This window comes from Streptomyces sp. NBC_00377 (assembly GCF_036075115.1).
GTDB lineage: Bacteria > Actinomycetota > Actinomycetes > Streptomycetales > Streptomycetaceae > Streptomyces.
Map to the genome: position 1 here is coordinate 7,309,575 of NZ_CP107958.1, position 16,438 is coordinate 7,326,012.

Genomic DNA, 16,438 nt, shown 5'->3' on the forward strand with positions numbered 1-16,438 from the left:
GCGCGGGGGGCACGCGCGGGCTGCCGGCGGCCACGAGCGGCGCGCGCTCACAGCGTCGAGCGCAGCCACTGCTCCACGCTCGCGATGTGCACCGTCGCCCAGGACCGCGCCGCCTCGGCGTCCCGGTCGCGCAGGGCCGCCAGGATCGCCCGGTGCTCGCGCAGCGTGCCGGCGACGGCGTCCTCCTGCGTCAGACCGCGCCAGATCCGGGCCCGGGTGGTGGGCCCGGACAGCCCGTCGAGCAGCGAGCACAGCACCGAGTTGCCGGCGCTCTGCACGATGCCGCGGTGGAACTCCAGGTCGCCCGCGACCAGTTCCTCCACCGAAGGCTCGGCCCCGAGCTTGTCCAACTGGGCGTCGAGCGCGTCCAGCTGCTGTTCGCTGATCCGCAGGGCGGCCATCGCGGTGGCGGCCGGCTCCAGGATGCGGCGCACCGCGAGGAACTCCAGGACCGTGTCGTCGCGGTGGAAGTCGACGACGAAACTCAGCGCCTCCAGGAGCAGTTGAGGGTCGAGACTGGTGACGTAGGTGCCGTCGCCCTGCCGCACGTCCAGGATCCGGATCAGCGACAGGGCGCGCACCGCCTCCCGCAGGGAGTTGCGGGACAGGCCCAGCTCGGCGGCCAGTTCACTCTCCTTGGGCAGCCGGTCCCCGGGGCGCAGCGCACCCGAGACGATCATGCCCTTGATCTTTTCGATCGCCTCGTCGGTGACTGCCATGACCGTCCTCCCTGTGGTTCATCACTCGCCCCGGCATCGGTATCCGCCGCCGATTCGGCCTCGGATCCAGACATCGGATGTCTTGGTGACATTATGCGGCCAGATCACAGGACTGCCTCCAGATCTGCGATCACCGCCCGCTCGTCGAGCCTGGTGAGCCCACGATCGCGCATCAGCACCCGCCCGTCGACGACGGTGTCGCGCACGTCCGGGGAGTGCGCCGCGTACGCCAGCGTCGACCAGGGATCGTGGCGCGGCCGCAGATGAGGTGCGTCCAGGTCGAGGACGATCAGGTCGGCCCGCTTGCCCGCCTCCAGCGAACCGAGCTGATCCCCGAGCCCGAGCGCCCGCGCGCCCTCGATCGTCGCCATCCGCACGGCCTGCTCGGCGCCGACCGCCGTCGGGTCGCCGCCCGCCTTGTGCACCAGGGCCGCCTGCCGCACCGCGCCCAGCACGTCCAGCGAGTTGGAGCTGACGGCGCCGTCCGTGCCCAGCCCCACCGTCACGCCCGCGCTCAGCAGCCGCGGCACGGGCGCGATCCCGCAGCCCAGCTTCAGGTTCGACACCGGACAGTGGGCGACGGCCGTACCCGTGCGGGCCAGCGCCGCGATCTCCGGTCCGGTGAGGTCGACGGCGTGGGCGAGCAGCACGTCGGGGCCGAGCAGTCCGAGGGAGTCCAGCAGCTCCACCGGCCGTTTCCCGTGCCGCTCCTCCACGGTCGCGACCTCGGTGGCGTTCTCCGCCGCGTGTATGTGCACCAGCGCCCCGAACTCCCGGGCCAGCGCGAACACCTCGGTCAGCTGCGCGGGGGAGAGGGTGTACGCCGAGTGTGCGAAGACGACCGGCCGGTGTCCGGGCCGGGCCGCGCCGCGTGCCTCGAGGTCCCGCCGCGCCCACCCGAGCCGTCCCTCGTACGCCATGCCGTCCGGCAGCCCGGGCACGTCCATGAAGGTGGGCCCGGTGTGCAGCCGCCAGCCCGCCTCCCGGGCCGCCCGCTCGGCCGCCTCGTGGAACCAGTACATGTCCAGCGCCGAGGTCACCCCGGCCCGCAGACTCTCCGCGACCGCCAGCCGTACCGCCGCCGCCACGTTCTCCGGCGTCAGCAGCTCCGCCTCCCACTTCAGGACCCGCTCCAGGAAGCCCTGGAGGGTGACGTCGTCGGCGCGGCCGCGCAGCAGGGTCATCGCCAGATGGGTGTGCGCGTTGATCAGGCCCGGGAGGACGAGACAGCCCGCGGCGTCGATCTCCTCGGCGGCGGTGTGGCGCTCGCGCAGCTCACGGGCCGGGCCGACGGCGAGGATCACGCCGTCGTGGACCGCGACCGCCCCGTCCCGCACGACGGTTCCGGCGTCGTCCACCGTCAGGACGTCGCCGCCGTGCACCAGCAGGTCGATGCTCACGCCTGCTCCCCTTCCGCCTCGGCGAGCAGCCGCAGCGCCTCCAGGGAGACCACCGCGCCCCGTTCGACGCCCGCCGCGACGACCTCGCGGTGCGGGTCGTAGCCGCCGGTCGCCTGCTCGTCGACCAGTTCGTCGGCGTTCGCCCCGTCGATCACCACCACACCACCCGCGACCAGGCCCCGCAACGAGGCCGTGACCAGCAGCGCGGACAGTTCCATCTCGATGGCGGCGAGACCGGCGCCGGCGTAGGAGAACAACGGGAGCAGGCCCGGCTGGAAGGCCGCCCGGGTCCACACGATGCCCCGGTGGTGCGGGGCGCCGGCCTCGCGGGCCGCGCGCTGGAGGGCGAGCACCGCCTCGGGCGCGGACACCGCCGGGTACTCCGGGGGCAGCAACTGCTGGGTGACGCCGTCGTCGCGGACGGCCGCCTCCGCGATGACCAGGTCGCCGTCCCCGATACCCGGCTTCATCGCGCCCGCCGTGCCGAACCGCAGAAAGGTGCGCACGCCGGCGTCCGCCAGCTCCTGGAACAGCAGAATCGCGCCCGGCGCGCCCACACCGTGCGAGGCGACGACGACCGGCACGCCCTTCCAGCTCCCGCCGAACACCCGGTACTCGCGGTGGTACGAGATCTCCTCGGCGCCGTCCAGCAGCGCGGCGACGACCGCGGCGCGGGCCGGATCGCCGACGACCACGGCGTGCGCCGGGAGACCGGCGCGCGGGATGCGGGTGACGGGCATGAGGTCGTGCGTCATGGGGCGGCTCCGGTGGTACGGGGGCGGCGACGGTGGCGGGCCGTCGTGGGGCAGGGGCGCCGGGCGTGACGGCGCAGGACGCGGCACCGTCACGCCCGCTGCGGCAGACCGAGACCCTGGAGGCGGAACCCGGCCGCCTCGGCGAGCCCGTGGACGGCAGCGCGGCCGAGCAGGACGCCCAAGGGCGCGGCCCGGCATGACGGCCACGACAGCGATCCAATCACGGCCCGCCGTCATGTTCCCCGTGAACAGCGTGACGTCCCTGGCGGGAGCTGAGTCGACCTCCGCCACACCTTCATGACCGGCGCCCAGGCCCTCCTGCGCGGCGGTCTGCACACCGGCAGCGTCATGGTCGGCACCCGCCAAGGCGCCTTTGTCGTACGGGGTCTTCGACCCCGAGTTCTCCTTCGTCGGACCGTCGGCCACGACCTCGGCCTGTACTGGGCCAACGCGCTGGTCGCGGAGGAGCGGGCCCGTGCCCTCGGCGCCCTGTCCGACCACGCCGACCAGCTCCGTCTGTCCTGGGAGGCGTTCGAGGCCGAGTTCCGCAGACTGTGGCCGACCCGGGTCGACACGTCTTCGACGATGCCTGTCCGGACCGCTTCCTGCGCCGCGTGTGGACCGACTCCGTCGGTTACGCCGGCGGGCGAGATCGTCCGCCGCATCATCGGTTTCGCGCACCTGACCGACCTGACGACCCTGCCGGACCCGGTGCCCGCGTCCCGGCGCGCACTGCTTCTGGGCCGCGAACCGATCGTCCGCCGCGAGGAGCTGACGGACGTCGAGGCGGTCCGGGCGGTCGTGGAGTCGCTCGGCTGACCGGCCTCAGGCCGTGTCGAACCACTCCTTGCCGGCCGCCCAGTGAGCGACCCAGTCCGCGAAGCCGGGCGCGGAGGCCGCGTGCCCGGACTCCGCGCCGAACGGCATGGCCCCCACGTCGGTCACCAGCCAGATCCGCCCCCGCTGGGGGCCGGTGACGACGAGGTGCCAGTTCATCGCGCAGCCGTCCGTTCCCAGCACGACGGAACCGTGGTCGAGCACCCGCTCCATGGCCGCTTCGGGGTCCTCGTACGGCCCGTCGTCCTCCTCCCACAGCCACTGCTCCGTGAGCGGGAACGGCTTGGACAGGTCGCGGGCCGTGCCGTCCCCGCCCCAGTCCGAGGGCAGCTCGGCCAGCCCTACGAGACCGTACTCCGGCGGCCCCTGGAACGATCCGTCGGAGATCTCGGCCACGAACGTGCGGTAGGGCTCCGGCAGCACCACCCCGTGTTCCGCCTCGAAGGCGCGCACCGCCGCCCAGCCGAGCGCCGACTCCCCGCCGTCGTCCACGGCGAAGGCCGCCCGCAGGGCCGCCAGTTCGGCGGGATCCGCCCGATCGATGTCCATGTCCCCATGGAAGCACCCGGCACTGACAACGGGACCACGAAGGCGGCCGGGCATGCGGAAGGGGCGGCTCCATAGGGGTGGAGCCGCCCCTTCCCGGTTCCGGCCCCGGTACGGAGGGGCCGGCCCCTGACGCCGGCCCCGGTCAGGGGAACGGGCCGGCGCCACGGGGTGCCTGCCGCGGACCTACTTCTTGTCGAGCAGGTCCTGCACCTTGCCGCGGACCTCGTCCGTGGCGAGACCGCGGATCGTCAGCGTCGTACGGCGGCGCAGCACGTCGTCCGCCGTCTGCGCCCACTCGTTGTCGCGGGCGTACACGACCTGCGCCCAGATCTCGGGGGCGTCCGGGTGGACGCGCTCGCGCAGCTCGGGGTTGTCGTTGGCCAGCCGCGCGATGTCGAACGCGAGCGAGCCGTAGTGGGTGGCCAGGTGCCTGGCGGTGTCGGCCGCCATGCGCGGGCCGGGCGCCGGGTTGTCGACGAGCAGCCGGTGCGCGACCGCGCGCGGGTTGGCGACGCCGGGCAACGGCAGCTTCTTCGGCAGCGAGGAGATCGGCTCGAAGTCGTCGCCCAGCGGGTGGCCCGGCAGCGCCTCCAGCTTCTGCATGACCGTACGGCCGATGTGCCGGAAGGTCGTCCACTTGCCGCCGGCGACGGACAGCATGCCGCCCCTGCCCTCGGTCACCACCGTCTCGCGCTTGGCCTTCGCCGTGCTGCCGGGCCCGCCCGGCAGCACGCGCAGGCCCGCGAAGGCGTAGGTGATCAGGTCACGGTCGAGCTGCTGGTCACGGATGGAGAACGCGGCCTCGTCGAGTATCTGGGCGGTGTCCTTCTCGGTGACCGAGACGTCCGCCGGGTCCCCCTCGTACTCCTCGTCGGTCGTGCCGAGCAGCAGCATGTCCTCCCAGGGGAGGGCGAAGGTGATGCGGTACTTGTCGATGGGGGTCGCGAGCGCGGCCCGCCAGGGGGCGGTGCGCTTCAGGACCAGGTGCGCGCCCTTGGAGAGGCGGATGGACGGAGCCGCGTTCGGGTCCTCCATCCTGCGCAGGTGGTCGACCCACGGGCCGGTGGCGTTGAGCACCAGCCGGGCGTCGACGCCGAACTCGTCGCCGGAGAGCCGGTCGCGCAGCTCGGCGCCGGTGACCCGGCCCTTGGTGAAGCGCAGACCGGAGACCTCGGCGTGGTTGAGGACGACGGCGCCCGCCTCGACGGCCGCGCGGACCGTCATCAGCGCCATGCGCGCGTCGTTCATCTGGTCGTCGCCGTACACGGCCACGGCCTTGAGGTTGTCGGTGCGCAGCTCGGGCACGTCCTGCGCGGCCTTGGCCGGGGACAGGAGGTGACCGACGCCGTCGCCGAACGCCGACAGCGCGGAGTAGGCGAAGACGCCCGCCCCGAGCTTCGCCGCGCCGTGCGGCCCGCCCTTGTACACGGGGAGGTAGAACGTGAGCGGGTTCGCCAGGTGGGGAGCCACCTGACGGGAGACCGCACGGCGCTCGAAGTGGTTCTCCGCCACCAGCTTCACCGCGCCGGTCTGGAGGTAGCGCAGACCGCCGTGGAGAAGCTTGGAGGAGGCGGAGGAGGTGGCGCCGGCGAAGTCGCCGGCGTCGACCAGAGCCACCCTGAGGCCGGACTGCGCGGCGTGCCAGGCGGTGGAGATGCCCAGGATGCCGCCGCCGATCACGAGAAGGTCGTACGACGCCTTGGAGAGCTGCTCCCGGGTCTCGGCGCGGCTCGGGTTGGAGCCGGACGCCGGGCGCGTCCCCAGGGCAGGCACGGACTGCAGGGTGGACTGACTGGTCATTTCGGGTCTTACTCCTCGTCCTCGAGCCAGCCCATGGTCCGCTCGACGGCCTTGAGCCAGCTCTTGTACTCACGGTCGCGGGTGTCCGCGTCCATGCGGGGGGTCCACTCGGCGGCCCTGCGCCAGTTGGCGCGCAGGTCGTCGGTGCTCGTCCAGAAGCCGACGGCGAGGCCGGCGGCGTAGGCGGCGCCGAGGCAGGTGGTCTCGGCGACCATCGGGCGCACCACGGGGGCGTCCAGGAAGTCCGAGAGGGTCTGCATCAGCAGGTTGTTGGAGGTCATGCCGCCGTCGACCTTGAGGGCCGCGAGCTCGACGCCGGAGTCCTTCGTCATGGCGTCGGTGATCTCACGGGTCTGCCAGGCCGTGGCCTCCAGGACGGCGCGCGCGAGGTGCGCCTTGGTGACGTACCGGGTGAGGCCGGCGATCACACCGCGGGCGTCGGAGCGCCAGTACGGGGCGAACAGGCCGGAGAAGGCCGGAACGAAGTAGGCGCCGCCGTTGTCCTCGACCGAGAGCGCGAGCGTCTCGATCTCGGCGGCCGTGGAGATGAGGCCCATCTGGTCGCGCATCCACTGCACCAGCGAACCGGTGACGGCGATGGAGCCCTCGAGGGCGTAGACCGGCTTCTGGTCACCGATGCGGTAGCCGACGGTGGTCAGCAGGCCGGAGTACGAGTTGATGATCTTCTCGCCGGTGTTCAGCAGCATGAAGGTGCCGGTGCCGTACGTCGACTTGGCCTCGCCTTCCGCGAAGCAGGTCTGGCCGAACAGGGCTGCCTGCTGGTCGCCGAGCGCGGAGGCGACCGGGATGCCGCCGAGCAGGTCTCCGAGCCGTCCGCCGGTGACCTCGCCGTAGATCTCCGCGGAGGAGCGGATCTCGGGGAGCATCGCCATCGGGACGCCGATGGACTCGGCGATCTTCTCGTCCCACTCCAGCGTGTGGAGGTTCATCAGCATGGTGCGGGAGGCGTTGGTGACGTCGGTGTAGTGCTTGCCGCCGTCGACACCGCCGGTCAGGTTCCAGATGACCCAGCTGTCCATGGTGCCGAAGAGGATGTCGCCCGCCTCGGCGCGCTCGCGCAGGCCCTCGACGTTGTCGAGCAGCCAGCGCGCCTTCGGACCGGCGAAGTACGAGGCCAGGGGAAGGCCCGTCTCGCGGCGGAAGCGGTCCTGGCCGACGTTGCGGCCGAGTTCCCGGCAGAGCGCGTCGGTGCGGGTGTCCTGCCAGACGATGGCGTTGTGGACGGGCCGGCCGGTGTTCTTGTCCCACAGCAGCGTGGTCTCACGCTGGTTGGTGATGCCGATGGCCTTGATGTCGTCACGGGTGATGCCGGCCTTCTCGATGGCTCCGGCGACGACTTCCTGGACGTTGGTCCAGATCTCGTCGGCGTCGTGCTCGACCCAGCCCGGCTTGGGGAAGATCTGCTCGTGCTCCTTCTGGTCGACGGAGACGATACGGCCGTCCCGGTCGAAGACGATGCAGCGCGAGGAGGTGGTGCCCTGGTCGATGGCGGCGATGAAGGGGCCGGCGGTGTGCGCGTCGGTCACGGTGTGCTCCTGGGGTTTCCGTGGATGAGGGCCGTGCGTACGGTGCTTTTACTACGCGGTGCGGCTGGTGCTCTCAAGCAAAAGCGACGTTGTAGATGCCCGCGGCGATCGCGCCGCCGACCAGCGGGCCGACCACCGGTATCCAGGCGTAGCTCCAGTCGGAGCCGCCCTTGTTGGGCAGGGGCAGGAGTGCGTGCACGATGCGCGGGCCGAGGTCGCGGGCCGGGTTGATCGCGTAGCCGGTCGGGCCGCCGAGGGACAGACCGATCGAGACCACCACGAGCGCGGTGATCAGCGCGCCCAGGGTGCCGAGGCCGTTGCCCTTGTCGTTCAGGCCCTGGGTGAGGACGGCGAGGACCAGCACGATGGTGCCGATGATCTCCGTGGCGAGGTTCTGCCAGACGACCCGGATCTCGGGACCGGTGGAGAAGACGCCCAGGACCGGTCCTGCGCCCTTCTCCCGCGCCTCGACGGACTTGGCGGCCGCGGGCTCCGCGGCCGGGTCGCCGACGATCTCCTTGTCGGTGAGGTGCGCGTGGAACTGACCGTAGTAGGCGACCCAGACCAGGGCGGCGCCGATGGCGGCGCCGAGCAGCTGCCCGGCCCAGTAGACCGGAACGTTGCTCCAGTCGTCGTCCTTGATCGCGAGTGCGAGGGTGACCGCCGGGTTGAGGTGGGCGCCCGAGAGCGGCGCCGAGGTGTAGACAGCCGTCAGAACGGCGAAACCCCACCCGAAGGTGATGGCGAGCCAGCCGGCGTTGCGGGCCTTGGAGGCCTTCAGCGTGACGGCGGCGCAGACGCCACCGCCGAGCAGGATGAGTATGGCGGTACCGATGGTCTCGCCGATGAAGATGTCGGAGCTGGACACCCGCGACTCCTTTGTCCTTCGTCCAGGGAAGCCGAACCCCGGGTCCCACCGGGGGTTCGAGCGCCCTCGGGGGTGAGAGCGATGCCGGCCTTTGACGTTGTCACACTCTAGCGCGTATTGCCGTCAGGTGTTCGACAATGTCGACCGATGGACGGGAGTCTTGCTCCGGGGTTACGTGTGCGTCAAGAGTGTTGTTCTCGAAAGCGCGATCGTTATTGATCGCGGTGTGTTGTCGATCTTCGCGCCGGTGCACACCCGCTCACGCCGCGTGTCCGTTTCGGACTGGTAGCGCCTGTTACGGCATATGGCCGAGGCCGGAGACGTCGTACGACGTCTCCGGCCTCGGCCATATATCTCTCGGGAGCGGTGGGCCGCTCAGAAGCGCCCGGCGCCCAGGTCCCGCGACACCGCGCGGGCGCAGTCGCGCACCGCGGCGATCAGTTCGGGGCGCACCTCACCGTCCCTGCCCAGCCGTTCCACGGCGCCGGTGATGCCGACCGCGCCCACGGGCATGCGCCGACGGTCGTGGATGGGCGCCGCGATCGAGGCGACGCCCTCCCAGGTCTCCTCGACGTCCGCCGCCCAGCCCCGCGCGCGCGTGAGGTCGAGCATGCGCTCGAAGGCGTCCGGCTCGCACACCGTGCGGTCCGTGAACGGCTTGCGCTCGGCCTCCAGGACCTCGCTGTGGGCGACCGGATCGTAGGCCGACAGCACCTTGCCCAGGGCCGTGGAGTGCAGCGGCTGCATGGCCCCGATCTCCAGCACCTGCCGGCTGTCGTCGGGCCGGAAGACGTGGTGCACGATCAGCACGCCCTGCTGGTGCAGCACCCCCAGGTGGACGCTCTCGCCGCTGGACCTGGCCAGGTCGTCCGTCCACACCAGGGCACGCGCGCGCAGCTCGTGCACGTCCAGGTAGGTGGTGCCGAGGCGCAGCAGCTCCGCGCCCAGCTGGTACCGCCCCGACGCGTCGTCCTGCTCGACGAAGCCCTCCTGCTGGAGGGTGCGCAGGATGCCGTGGGCGGTGCCCTTGGCCAGGCCCGTGGACGAGGCGATGTCCGACAGGCCCAGTCGCCGTTCGCCACCCGCGAGCAGCCGCAGCATCGCGGCCGCGCGTTCGACCGACTGGATGTTCCGTGCCATCGCCGTCCTGCCTCCGTCCCCTTCGGCCGTCCACGCGCGGCATCCGCCGCCGTCGTTCGGCAATGTCGAACACTACCGGTCCATGCCGACCTCCCGCTAACGTTCGGCCGATCCGTGTTACGCCACTCGCCTTCCCCCGGTGACACGGACGTCGCACGGCCGTGCGCCGGTCGAGCGCCGCTCCAGCCCCGCTCGTGATCCGCTGGTGCGCGACCGCCACACCCGTCCGTCCCGTGGACGCCCCCGACCATAAGGCCTCCGTCCCGGCTACCCTGACGACGTGCGCTCTCCCCGGGAAGCCTTCCTGCCCGCATTCCGGGGGCGACGCAAAGCCGACAGCCGTCGCACCTGAGGGAGCCCTTTCATGGCCTCTGTGCCGCCGACCCCTTCCGCCGACAGCCGGACCCGTGTGTCCGCGCTCCGAGAGGCCCTGGCCACCCGTGTGGTGGTGGCCGACGGAGCCATGGGCACCATGCTCCAGGCCCAGGAGCCCACCCTCGAGGACTTCGAGAACCTCGAGGGCTGCAACGAGATCCTCAACATCACCCGTCCGGACATCGTCCGCTCCGTGCACGAGGAGTACTTCGACGCGGGCGTGGACTGCGTCGAGACCAACACGTTCGGCGCAAACCACTCGGCCATGTCCGAGTACGACATCCCCGAGCGGGTGTACGAGCTGTCCGAGGCCGGCGCCCGCATCGCCCGTGAGACCGCCGACGCCTTCGCCGGACGCGACGGACGCACCCGCTGGGTACTGGGCTCGATCGGCCCCGGCACCAAGCTGCCCACCCTCGGCCACATCGCCTACGGCACCCTGCGCGACGGCTTCCAGGCCAACGCGGAGGGCCTCCTCGCCGGCGGTGCGGACGCCCTGATCGTGGAGACCACCCAGGACCTCCTCCAGACGAAGTCGTCGGTCCTGGGCGCCAAGCGCGCGATGGAGGCGACCGGCGTCCACGTGCCGCTGCTGGTGTCGATGGCGTTCGAGACGACCGGCACCATGCTGCTCGGCTCGGAGATCGGCGCGGCCCTCACCGCCCTCGAACCGCTCGGCATCGACATGATCGGCCTGAACTGCTCGACGGGCCCGGCCGAGATGAGCGAGCACCTGCGCTATCTGGCCCGCCACTCCCGCACCCCGCTGCTGTGCATGCCGAACGCCGGTCTGCCGATCCTCACCAAGGACGGCGCGCACTTCCCGCTCGACGCCGAGGGCCTGGCCGACGCCCAGGACACCTTCGTGACCGACTACGGGCTGAACCTCGTCGGCGGCTGCTGCGGTACGACGCCCGAGCACCTGAGGCAGCTCGTGGAGCGGGTCCGCGGAGCCTCGCCCGCCGAGCGCAGCCCCCGGCCCGAGCCGGGCGCCGCCTCGCTCTACCAGACCGTGTCGTTCCGCCAGGACACCGCGTACATGGCCATCGGTGAGCGCACCAACGCCAACGGCTCGAAGAAGTTCCGCGAGGCCATGCTGGAGGGCCGCTGGGACGACTGCGTCGAGATGGCCCGCGACCAGATCCGCGAGGGCGCGCACATGCTCGACCTGTGCGTCGACTACGTCGGCCGCGACGGCGTCGCCGACATGGACGAGCTGGCCGGCCGCTTCGCCACCGCCTCCACCCTGCCGATCGTCCTGGACTCCACCGAGGTCCCGGTCATTCAGGCGGGCCTGGAACGGCTCGGCGGGCGCGCGGTCATCAACTCCGTGAACTACGAGGACGGCGACGGACCCGAGTCCCGCTTCGCCAAGGTCACCGCGCTGGCCAGGGAGCACGGTGCCGCGCTGATCGCGCTGACCATCGACGAGGAGGGCCAGGCCCGTACCGTCGAGACGAAGGTCGCCATCGCCGAGCGCCTCATCGAGGACCTGACGACGAACTGGGGCATCCAGGAGTCGGACATCCTCATCGACACCCTGACCTTCACCATCTGCACCGGCCAGGAGGAGTCCCGGGGCGACGGCGTCGCCACCATCGGGGCGATCCGCGAGCTCAAGCGCCGCCGGCCCGACGTGCAGACCACCCTCGGCCTGTCGAACATCTCCTTCGGCCTCAACCCGGCCGCCCGCATCCTGCTCAACTCCGTCTTCCTCGACGAGTGCGTGAAGGCGGGCCTGGACTCGGCGATCGTCCACGCGTCGAAGATCCTCCCCATCGCCCGCTTCAGCGAGGAGGAGGTGACCACAGCCCTCGACCTGATCTACGACCGCCGGCGCGAGGGCTACGACCCCCTCCAGAAGCTGATGGCGCTGTTCGAGGGCGCCACCACCAAGTCCCTCAAGGCCGGCAAGGCCGAGGAGCTGGCCGCGCTGCCGCTGGACGAGCGCCTCAAGCGCCGGATCATCGACGGCGAGAAGAACGGCCTGGACGCCGACCTCGCCGAGGCGCTCCGGTCCCGCCCCGCCCTGGACATCGTCAACGAGACCCTCCTGGACGGCATGAAGGTGGTCGGCGAGCTGTTCGGCTCCGGCCAGATGCAGCTGCCGTTCGTGCTCCAGTCCGCCGAGGTCATGAAGACCGCGGTCGCCTATCTCGAGCCGCACATGGAGAAGTCGGACGCCGAGGGCAAGGGCACCATCGTCCTGGCCACCGTGCGCGGCGACGTCCACGACATCGGCAAGAACCTCGTCGACATCATCCTGTCCAACAACGGCTACAACGTCGTCAACCTCGGCATCAAACAGCCGGTCTCCGCGATCCTGGAGGCCGCCCAGGAGCACCGGGCCGACGTCATCGGCATGTCGGGCCTGCTGGTCAAGTCCACGGTGATCATGAAGGAGAACCTGGAGGAACTGAACCAGCGCAAGATGGCCGCCGACTACCCGGTCATCCTCGGCGGCGCCGCCCTGACCAGGGCCTACGTCGAGCAGGACCTGCACGAGATCTACCAGGGCGAGGTCCGCTACGCCCGCGACGCCTTCGAGGGCCTGCGTCTGATGGACGCCCTGATCGGCGTCAAGCGGGGCCTGCCCGGCGCGAAGCTGCCCGAGCTGAAGCAGCGCCGGGTCCGCCCGAGCGCCACCGTCGTCGAAGCCGAGGAACGCCCGCAGGAGGGCCACGTCCGGTCCGACGTGGCCACCGACAACCCCGTCCCCCGGCCGCCGTTCGAGGGCACCCGGGTCATCAAGGGCATCCAGCTCAAGGAGTACGCGGCCTGGCTGGACGAGGGCGCCCTCTTCAAGGGCCAGTGGGGCCTGAAGCAGACCCGCGCCGGCGACGGGCCGAGCTACGAGGAACTCGTCGAGACCGAGGGCCGCCCGCGGCTGCGCGGCCTGCTCGACAAACTCCAGACCGACAACCTCCTGGAAGCGGCCGTCGTCTACGGCTACTTCCCCTGCGTGTCCAAGGACGACGACCTGATCGTCCTGGACGAGCAGGGCAACGAACGCACCCGCTTCACCTTCCCCCGCCAGCGCCGCGGCCGCCGTCTCTGCCTGGCCGACTTCTTCCGCCCCGAGGAGTCGGGGGAGACGGACGTCGTCGGCTTCCAGGTCGTCACCGTCGGCTCCCGCATCGGGGAGGAGACCGCCCGGCTCTTCGAGGCGAACTCCTACCGCGACTACCTAGAGCTGCACGGCCTGTCGGTACAGCTGGCCGAAGCCCTCGCCGAGTACTGGCACGCGCGGGTGCGCGCCGAACTCGGCTTCGCCGGCGAGGACCCGGCCGACGTCGAGGACATGTTCGCCCTCAAGTACCGCGGCGCCCGCTTCTCCCTGGGCTACGGCGCCTGCCCCGACCTGGAGGACCGCGCGAAGATCGCCGAGCTGCTCCGGCCCGAGCGGATCGGGGTCCACCTCTCGGAGGAGTTCCAGCTCCACCCCGAGCAGTCCACGGACGCCATCGTGATCCACCATCCCGAGGCGAAGTACTTCAACGCACGGTGACGCACGTGCGCCACTGAGCATGCTGATCGGATAAGTCGTACACTGGTCGGTCCACTGAAGGCCGGTTCCCCGCAGCGGGAACCGGCCTGCTCGTCCCTCAAGGAGGTACGTGGATGACCAGCACGGTTCCCGCGCCACTCACCCGCACGGCCGAAGGCTCCGCCCTGGAGGCCGTGCTGCTCGACATGGACGGCACCCTGGTGGACACCGAGGGTTTCTGGTGGGACGTCGAGGTCGAGATCTTCGCCGGCCTGGGCCACACCCTCGACGACTCGTGGCGTCACGTCGTGGTCGGCGGACCGATGACCCGCAGCGTCGGGTTCCTGATCGAGGCGACCGGGGCCGACATCGCCCTCGCCGACCTCGCCGTCCTGCTCAACCAGGGGTTCGAGGACCGCATCGCCCGGGCCCTGCCCCTGATGCCCGGAGCCGCCCGGCTGCTCGCCGAGCTGGCCGAGCACGAGGTCCCCACCGCCCTCGTCTCCGCCTCCCACCGGCGCATCATCGACCGCGTCCTCGCCTCGCTGGGTGCCGAGAACTTCCGCCTGAGCGTGGCGGGCGACGAGGTCGCGCGGACGAAGCCCTACCCCGACCCCTACCTCTTCGCGGCCGCCGGACTCGGCGTGGACCCGGTGAGATGCGCCGTCATCGAGGACACCGCGACCGGGGTCGCCTCGGCCGAGGCGGCGGGCTGCCATGTCGTGGCGGTGCCTTCCGTGGCGCCGATCACGCCGTCCCGCCGACGCACCGTCGTCCCCTCGCTGGAACAGGTCGACCTGGCATTCCTGCGGGACCTGATGCCGCTCCGATGATCGGTACCGCGATCATCGGTGAGCACCGATGGCCGAAAAGCGATAGGCGTTCACCCAGCGTGCACCGCCGATAACCAGGAATTCGCCGAGTATGCGCGCGGGGGAATTCCGATCTTCGCCGACGCCCCCGCGGCGGCCGAATTCAACCCCACACGCCCCCGATACGGCGTGTGAGGTTCCCCACCCGTCCGGGCCTCGACAGTTGACTCTCCGTGTGCATTCTGTCGTCGCGGGGCGGCTTCGGGCGCGTCCTTGTGTCCCGATTGATGAGTCACTGTACGAATCCTTCCGCTGACGGCTGTTCAGTGCGTCCGCGGCCGGTTTCGCAGCGTGATGGGGCTTCAACTCCGGTGAACGCGAGCCGTAGTGCTGGTGCGGACTAATCTCGTCGCGAGAACATCGCCCTTACCCCGTGATCCGCCGCGACACCCCTGCATGCCGGGTACACGGACTCGACAGCTCTGGAGAAACTCGAGCATGAACCGCAAGACTTTGGTGCTGCCGGCCGTGGTGAGTCTGCTCGCGCCCGTACTCGCCGCCTGCGGCGCGTCCGACGGCGGAAGCGGCAGTGGGGACGCCATCGTCATGGGCACCACCGACCGGTTCACCGCCACCAAGGACGCCCCGGCGCCGCTCGACCCGGCGTACTCCTACGACGTCGGCACCTGGAACATCCTGCGCCAGACCGTGCAGACCCTGATGATCCAGCCCAAGGGCGAGGGCGAACCCGTCCCGGAGGCGGCCCAGAGCTGCGGATTCACCGACACCGGCAACGAGCGCTACGCCTGCAAGCTGCGCAGCGGCCTGAAGTTCGCCAACGGCGACGCCGTCACCGCCAAGGACGTCAAGTTCTCCATCGAGCGCGCCCGCACCATCAAGGCCGACTCCGGCGTCTTCGCCCTGCTCTCGACGATCGACACCATCGAGACGCAGGGTGACAACGAAGTCATCTTCCACCTCAAGACCGCCGACGCCACTTTCCCCTTCAAGTTGTCGACTCCGGTCGCCGGCATCGTCAACCCCGACGACTACGAGAAGAACAAGCTGCGCGACGGTTTCGAGGTCGACGGCTCCGGCCCGTACACCCTCAAGGCCGAGACCGACGGCGACGAGATGACCAAGGCCGTGTTCACCAAGAACCCCAACTACAAGGGGACCCTGGAGGTGAACAACGGCCAGGTCGACATGGTCTCCTACGAGGACGCCGACGCCATGGACACCGCCCTCGAGAAGGGCGACATCGACCTGATGACGCGCACCATGTCGCCGGAGCAGATCCAGAAGCTCTCCGAGTCCTCCGCGACCGGGGACATCGGCCTCGTCGAGCTGAACGGCCTCGAGATCCGCTACCTGGCCTTCGACACCACCGACCCGTCGGTCAAGTCCAAGGCCGTGCGCCAGGCGATGGCCCAGGTCGTCAACCGCAGCGCGCTGGTCTCCGAGGTGTACGGCACCCAGGCCGAGCCCCTGTACTCGCTGGTCCCGGCCACCATCACCGGCCACTCCAACTCGTTCTTCAACACCTATGGCGACCCGAACGTCACCAAGGCCAAGGCCCTGCTGGCCGACGCGGACATCACCGCCCCGGTGAAGCTGACGCTGAACTACACGACCGACCACTACGGTCCGGCCACCAAGCAGGAGTTCGAGGTGCTGAAGAAGCAGCTCAACGACAGCGGCCTGTTCGACGTCAGCATCAAGGGGTCTCCCTGGGAGACGTTCGTCCCGGCCGAGCGCAAGGGCGAGTACGCCGTCTACGGCATGGGCTGGTTCCCCGACTTCCCCGACGCGGACAACTTCGTCGCCCCGTTCCTCGACGCGGACAACTTCCTCAAGTCGCCGTACGCCAACAAGACCATCATCGACAACCTGATCCCGGCCTCCCGCCGCGAGGCCGACCGCCTCAGCGCCGCCAAGAACCTCACCGAGATCCAGGACATCGTCGCCAAGGACGTTCCCATCCTGCCGCTGTGGCAGGGCAAGCAGTACGTCGCCGCCAACAACGACGTGACCGGCACGGCCTACGTGCTGAACTCCTCCGCGACCCTCCAGCTGTGGGAGCTCGGCCGCGGTGTGAGCAACTGACACACCCCCTGCCGGGGCCGGGACGGCGCCCGGTGTGCACGGA

12 protein-coding genes and 1 pseudogene are annotated in these 16,438 nt (G+C 70.7%); 5 read left to right on the forward strand and 8 right to left on the reverse strand.

Features of this window, described 5'->3' with window-relative positions:
- Positions 1-47 precede the first annotated feature (47 nt).
- The 3 genes from OHS71_RS32465 to OHS71_RS32475 form a co-directional block, all read right to left on the reverse strand.
- A complete protein-coding gene (locus tag OHS71_RS32465) occupies positions 48-719 on the reverse strand; it encodes a FadR/GntR family transcriptional regulator (RefSeq protein WP_328482883.1) in 672 nt (223 codons plus the stop codon).
- Positions 720-823: 104 nt separating this feature from the next.
- Positions 824-2,119 carry an amidohydrolase gene (locus tag OHS71_RS32470; protein ID WP_328482884.1) on the reverse strand — a complete coding sequence of 432 codons (1,296 nt, stop codon included), beginning with the start codon at positions 2,117-2,119 and terminating at the stop codon, positions 824-826.
- Complete coding sequence (locus tag OHS71_RS32475; protein ID WP_328482885.1) at positions 2,116-2,874, reverse strand: phosphorylase family protein; 759 nt, start codon at positions 2,872-2,874, stop codon at positions 2,116-2,118. The genes OHS71_RS32470 and OHS71_RS32475 overlap by 4 nt, the downstream gene beginning before the upstream one ends.
- 65 nt (positions 2,875-2,939) lie before the next feature.
- On the opposite strand from OHS71_RS32475, the gene OHS71_RS32480 reads away from it, so the two are divergent.
- Together OHS71_RS32480 and OHS71_RS32485 are read left to right on the forward strand one after the other, a co-directional pair.
- On the forward strand, positions 2,940-3,074 hold the full coding sequence (locus OHS71_RS32480) for a hypothetical protein (protein WP_328482886.1): 135 nt from the start codon (positions 2,940-2,942) through the stop codon (positions 3,072-3,074).
- Positions 3,075-3,153: 79 nt separating this feature from the next.
- Positions 3,154-3,693 (forward strand): annotated as a pseudogene (locus tag OHS71_RS32485) (S-methyl-5-thioribose kinase); the annotation flags it as partial.
- A 6-nt stretch (positions 3,694-3,699) separates the two neighbouring features.
- Here OHS71_RS32485 and OHS71_RS32490 read toward each other — a convergent pair.
- From OHS71_RS32490 to OHS71_RS32510, 5 genes are all read right to left on the reverse strand, one after another.
- Positions 3,700-4,260 carry an SMI1/KNR4 family protein gene (locus OHS71_RS32490; RefSeq protein ID WP_328482887.1) on the reverse strand — a complete coding sequence of 187 codons (561 nt, stop codon included), beginning with the start codon at positions 4,258-4,260 and terminating at the stop codon, positions 3,700-3,702.
- Positions 4,261-4,443: 183 nt separating this feature from the next.
- The gene (locus OHS71_RS32495; protein ID WP_328482888.1) at positions 4,444-6,060 is read right to left on the reverse strand and encodes a glycerol-3-phosphate dehydrogenase/oxidase; all 1,617 of its coding nucleotides are present in this window, start codon (positions 6,058-6,060) and stop codon (positions 4,444-4,446) included.
- Positions 6,061-6,068: 8 nt separating this feature from the next.
- Entirely contained in the window at positions 6,069-7,607 is a 1,539-nt protein-coding gene (gene glpK, locus OHS71_RS32500; protein WP_328482889.1) for a glycerol kinase GlpK, read from the reverse strand.
- A gap of 73 nt (positions 7,608-7,680) precedes the next feature.
- Complete coding sequence (locus OHS71_RS32505) at positions 7,681-8,475, reverse strand: MIP/aquaporin family protein (RefSeq protein WP_328482890.1); 795 nt, start codon at positions 8,473-8,475, stop codon at positions 7,681-7,683.
- Between the two features lie 375 nt (positions 8,476-8,850).
- Positions 8,851-9,615 (reverse strand): IclR family transcriptional regulator, encoded by a 765-nt coding sequence (locus OHS71_RS32510; protein WP_328482891.1) that lies wholly within the window; start codon positions 9,613-9,615, stop codon positions 8,851-8,853.
- Between the two features lie 364 nt (positions 9,616-9,979).
- Here OHS71_RS32510 and metH point away from each other — a divergent pair, with 364 nt between their 5' ends.
- The 3 genes from metH (at position 9,980) to OHS71_RS32525 (ending at position 16,395) form a co-directional block, all read left to right on the forward strand.
- A complete protein-coding gene (gene metH, locus OHS71_RS32515; protein ID WP_328482892.1) occupies positions 9,980-13,498 on the forward strand; it encodes a methionine synthase in 3,519 nt (1,172 codons plus the stop codon).
- 113 nt (positions 13,499-13,611) lie between these two features.
- Positions 13,612-14,310: an HAD family hydrolase gene (locus OHS71_RS32520; RefSeq protein WP_328482893.1), complete on the forward strand. Its 699-nt coding sequence runs from the start codon at positions 13,612-13,614 to the stop codon at positions 14,308-14,310.
- A 477-nt stretch (positions 14,311-14,787) separates the two neighbouring features.
- Positions 14,788-16,395, forward strand: coding sequence for an ABC transporter substrate-binding protein (locus OHS71_RS32525; protein WP_328482894.1), 1,608 nt, complete (start codon positions 14,788-14,790; stop codon positions 16,393-16,395).
- Positions 16,396-16,438 lie beyond the last annotated feature (43 nt).